Below are 4,284 nucleotides of genomic sequence, written 5' to 3'. Positions count from 1 at the left end.
GAGCGCCCCGCCCCCGCCGTCCCGCGTGGTGCGCGCCCGCGTGCACGGCCGCCCCATCTACCTGGTGCCGCGCCCGGACGGCATCGTACTCGGCGCGACACAGTACGAGGCCGGATTCGATACCGTGGTCACGGTCGGCGGCGTCCGCGATCTGATCACCGACGCCGAGGCGATCTTCCCGGGGGTCGGTGAGTACGAATTCGCCGAGGCCACAGCTGGTTCCCGCCCCGGTACCCCCGACAATCTGCCCTTGCTCGGCTACCTGGACGAGCGGGTGATCGCCGCACTGGGCCACGGCCGCAACGGCATTCTGGGTGTCCCGGTCACCGTCGACGCCGTGCTGGCCCTGCTCGCCGATTCCGAGCTGCCCGAGGCGCGCGCCGCCTCACCCACCCGTTTCCGGGTGCCCGAGCCCCACTTCGCTGGAGGTAAGCAATGACCGCGATCCCCATCGGCGTCACCGTGAACGGTGCCGATCACACCTTCCCGGAACCGATCTCGCTGCGCGCCCTGCTGGAGACGCTGAATCTGCCCTGCCAGGGCGTCGCCGTCGCGGTGGACGGCGCGCTGTTCCCCAAATCCCGCTGGGACGAGCCGGTCGGTCGCGGCTGGGAGATCGAGGTGCTGACGGCGGTGCAGGGTGGCTAGCCCGGTCGCGCCCCTGGAGATCGCGGGCCGCACTTTCGGCTCGCGGCTGATCATGGGTACCGGAGGTGCCGAGAACCTCACCGTGCTCGAGGAGGCTTTGCTCGCCTCCGGCACCGAACTCACCACGGTGGCGATGCGCCGCGTCGACGCCGCGGGCGGCACCGGCGTACTCGACCTGCTGAAGCGCCTCGAGATCGCGCCCCTACCCAATACGGCGGGCTGTCGCACCGCCGCCGAGGCGGTGCTCACCGCCCAGCTCGCCCGCGAGGCCCTCGAAACCGACTGGGTGAAGCTGGAAGTCATCGCCGACGAACGCACCCTGCTCCCGGACGCCATCGAACTGGTCACCGCCGCCGAGCAATTGGTGGACGCCGGTTTCACCGTCCTGCCCTACACCACCGACGACCCGGTCCTGGCCCGCCGCCTCGAGGACGCCGGCTGCGCCGCCGTCATGCCCCTCGGTTCCCCCATCGGCACCGGCCTGGGCATCTCCAACCCGCACAACATCGAAATGATCGTGGCCGCCGCGGGCGTCCCCGTCATCCTCGACGCCGGCATAGGCACCGCCAGCGACGCCGCCCTGGCCATGGAACTCGGCTGCTCCGCGGTCCTCCTCGCCACCGCCGTCACCCGAGCCCACCACCCCGCCCGCATGGCCACCGCCATGAAACACGCCGTCGAAGCCGGCCGGCTGGCCCGCGAAGCAGGCCGCATCCCCAAACGTTTCTGGGCCCAGGCTTCCTCCCCGACCCGCTGAGACACCATTCGGTCTCGAGACTGGCAGAACTCGCGTCACTCGTCGTAGTGGCCGCCGACCTGGACGATCGCGATCTCGGTGTCGGTGACGTAGTAGATGAGCCGATGCTCCTGCGTGATTCGACGAGACCAGTGTCCGGCCAGCTGATGGCGCAACGGCTCAGGTTTGCCGATGCCTGTGAACGGGTCGGCCAAGGCGGCGTTGATCAGCTTGTTGGCGGCTTTCAGAACCTGACGGTCGCGCGTCAGCCACGCCTCGTAGCTGCGCCAACCTTGAGCGGTGAAGGTCAGCTTCCGGTCGGGCACGGGTCACGCTCCCGATTGGTCCGGTGTTGTCGCTTCCGACCCACCGAGCAGGTCGCGGACGAAATCCGGTGAAGCGCCTCGTTTGAGCAACTCGTTCACCAAACGGTCAACCGTTGATGATCCGGAGGCCTGCGTTTCGGGCACCGCATCGCCGATGACCGGGCGGAGTTCGTCATCGGGATCGATCAGGGGGTGCGCGGTGGTTCGGCCCGCGCGTGCGTCGGCCGCGGACTTCAACAGTTGGATGCCGCCATGGGTCTGCAGGACATACAGGGTCTCCATGAGCGAGTTCCAGTCGGCTTCCGCGACGAGGATGGCATTCTCGCCGGTTTTGGTGACCACGGTGAGGGTGTCGTGGTCGTCGTTGACCTGCTTCACGAGTCCGAACAGGTTCTCACGGACTTTCGAGATAGGTAGCGAGGCCATACGCACCCTCCTGTCACTTGCGGAAGCAATCATGTACAACATAGCGTACAACACTCGTACGGGTTGTCGTACGTATTGCTTTCCGTAGGCGACGGAACTCGCGATGTGATCGAGGTGAGTGCCCTGTTCAGCGGTGGTCGGGTGGGCTCAGGGTCCCACTCATCCGGCAGGATGACGGGACGCGCGACCTCCGGTCGATAGTGCTGGCTCGAATATTCGGGAAGACTGGGCCGCATGATCGAACTGAGGGGCCTGACGAAACACTACGGCCAGACCGTCGCGGTGTCGGACCTGTCGTTCTCGGTCCGGCCGGGGCAGGTGACCGGCTTCCTCGGCCCGAACGGGGCCGGGAAGTCGACGACCATGCGGATGATCCTGGGGCTGGATACGCCGACATCCGGTACCGCCCTGATCGACGGCAAGCAGTATCGCGAGCTGAAGCGGCCGCTGACCGAGGTCGGTGCGCTGTTGGATGCCAAATGGGTGCATCCGAACCGCTCGGCTCGCTCGCATCTGCGCTGGATGGCCGCGTCCAATGGCATTCCCGCCTCCCGGGTGGAGGAGGTGCTGCGGCTGGTCGGCCTGTCCGAGGTGGCGGACAAGAACGCGGGCGGCTTCTCGCTCGGCATGTCGCAGCGGCTCGGATTGGCGGGCGCGCTGCTCGGTGATCCCAAGGTGCTGCTGTTCGACGAGCCGGTGAACGGCCTGGACCCGGAGGGCATCCTCTGGATCCGCCGGTTCATGCAGCGGCTCGCCAGACAGGAAGGCCGCACCGTGCTGGTGTCGAGCCACCTGCTGTCGGAGATGGCGCAGACCGCCGACCACCTGGTGGTCATCGGCCGCGGCCGGCTCATCGCCGACACCACCACCAAGGAGTTCATCGAGCGCGCCTCCGAATCGTCGGTGCGGGTGCGCAGTCCGCAACTGGATCAGCTGCGCAGCCTGCTCACCTCCCATGGCATGACCGTCCGCGAGGACGGCGCCGACCCGGCCAGCCCCGCGCTGGTGGTCGCCAACGCGACCAGTGACGCGGTCGGAAAGCTGGCCGGGGCCAACGACATCACGCTCTACGAGCTGGCCCCGCAGCGGGCGTCGCTGGAGGAGGCGTTCATGCAGATGACCGGCAACGCGGTGGAGTACCACGGCGAAGGCGCCGGAATCGACGAGGTCATGGGAGGTGCGCTCTGATGGGAGTGCTTGCTGCGGAACGGATCAAACTCACCTCGACCCGGTCGCCCTGGTGGTGTTCGGCGGTCGTGGTCGCGCTGGGGCTCGGTCTGGCGGCGCTCATCGCGGTCATCGCCCGCACGGCGAAGAACTCGGACGACGCGGTGCCGATGGATGTGGCCGTCGCGGTGGGCGGAGTCAGCGGCTTCGGCGTCATGGTGCTCATGATCATGGCCACCCTCTCGGTGACCAGTGAGTATCGATTCGGCATCATTCGCACCACATTCCTGGCCACGCCACAGCGCAGCACCGTGATCGTCGTAAAGGCCGCGCTGCTCGCCGTGTACGGCGCACTGTTGACCGCGGTGCTCTGCGTGGGCGCCCTGCTGATCTCCCGCGCCATCTACGGGACGTCGCCGGCCCTGGAGTTGTCCACCGGCGCGCAGTGGCGGGCGCTGCTGGGTGTCCCGCTGTACGCCCTGCTCAGCATCGTATTGGCGGTCGGTGTAGGGGTGCTGGTGCGGCAGTCCGCGGCGGCCATCTCGATCATCGTGCTGTGGCCGCTGATCCTGGAACCGCTGCTGGGTGCGTTCGGCAGCTTCGGCCGCAATGTGGGCCCGCTGCTGCCCTTCGCCAACGGACAGCGGTTCTTCTCGCTGACCGAGTCGAACGCGAACTGGCATTGGGGCCCCTGGGGGAGCCTGGTGTATTTCGCAGCATTTGTCACAATTGTGTTCGGGGCTGCTTTGGTCACGCTGAACAAGCGCGACGCCTAGCCCGCCCCACCGAGACCCTGCCCGGGACCGTCGGCCACTGCCCGGTCGACGGATGCATCGGCCCGACGCGAACTCCGCGTCGGGCCGGTGTTGTGTTGTGTTGTGTTTGAATTGCCCTCCGCTTCGCTGCGGGCGGGTTCGCGGCGCTGGAGGTCTCGGTTCTTCCCTCCTCCGCTCCTCCGTTTCGCTCCCCCCCGCCGTGAGA

General features: G+C 67.7%; 6 protein-coding genes and 1 pseudogene. 5 read left to right on the top strand and 2 right to left on the bottom strand.

From position 1 onward, the window contains the following. The 3 genes and pseudogenes from QK444_RS33180 to QK444_RS33170 form a co-directional block, all read left to right on the top strand. A pseudogene (locus QK444_RS33180) lies at positions 1-439 on the top strand (glycine oxidase ThiO); the annotation flags it as partial. Continuing rightward, the gene (thiS, locus tag QK444_RS33175; protein WP_282785992.1) at positions 436-648 is read left to right on the top strand and encodes a sulfur carrier protein ThiS; all 213 of its coding nucleotides are present in this window, start codon (positions 436-438) and stop codon (positions 646-648) included. The pseudogene QK444_RS33180 and the gene thiS, both read left to right, overlap by 4 nt. After that, positions 641-1,405 (top strand): thiazole synthase, encoded by a 765-nt coding sequence (locus tag QK444_RS33170; RefSeq protein ID WP_282785991.1) that lies wholly within the window; start codon positions 641-643, stop codon positions 1,403-1,405. The genes thiS and QK444_RS33170 overlap by 8 nt, the downstream gene beginning before the upstream one ends. A 35-nt stretch (positions 1,406-1,440) precedes the next feature. On the opposite strand, the gene QK444_RS33165 is transcribed toward QK444_RS33170, so the two are convergent. Continuing rightward, positions 1,441-1,710 carry a Txe/YoeB family addiction module toxin gene (locus QK444_RS33165; protein ID WP_282785990.1) on the bottom strand — a complete coding sequence of 90 codons (270 nt, stop codon included), beginning with the start codon at positions 1,708-1,710 and terminating at the stop codon, positions 1,441-1,443. Between the two features lie 3 nt (positions 1,711-1,713). Further along, complete coding sequence (locus tag QK444_RS33160) at positions 1,714-2,136, bottom strand: type II toxin-antitoxin system Phd/YefM family antitoxin (protein ID WP_282785993.1); 423 nt, start codon at positions 2,134-2,136, stop codon at positions 1,714-1,716. Between the two features lie 234 nt (positions 2,137-2,370). Here QK444_RS33160 and QK444_RS33155 point away from each other — a divergent pair, with 234 nt between their 5' ends. Then, positions 2,371-3,324, top strand: coding sequence for an ABC transporter ATP-binding protein (locus QK444_RS33155; protein WP_282785989.1), 954 nt, complete (start codon positions 2,371-2,373; stop codon positions 3,322-3,324). Then, a complete protein-coding gene (locus QK444_RS33150) occupies positions 3,324-4,079 on the top strand; it encodes an ABC transporter permease (protein WP_282785988.1) in 756 nt (251 codons plus the stop codon). Before QK444_RS33155 ends, QK444_RS33150 begins: the two co-directional genes overlap by 1 nt. Positions 4,080-4,284 lie beyond the last annotated feature (205 nt).

The organism is Nocardia sp. CC201C, from assembly GCF_030010695.1.
Taxonomy (GTDB): domain Bacteria; phylum Actinomycetota; class Actinomycetes; order Mycobacteriales; family Mycobacteriaceae; genus Nocardia; species Nocardia otitidiscaviarum.
This window is presented reverse-complemented; position numbering and strand designations above follow the sequence as displayed.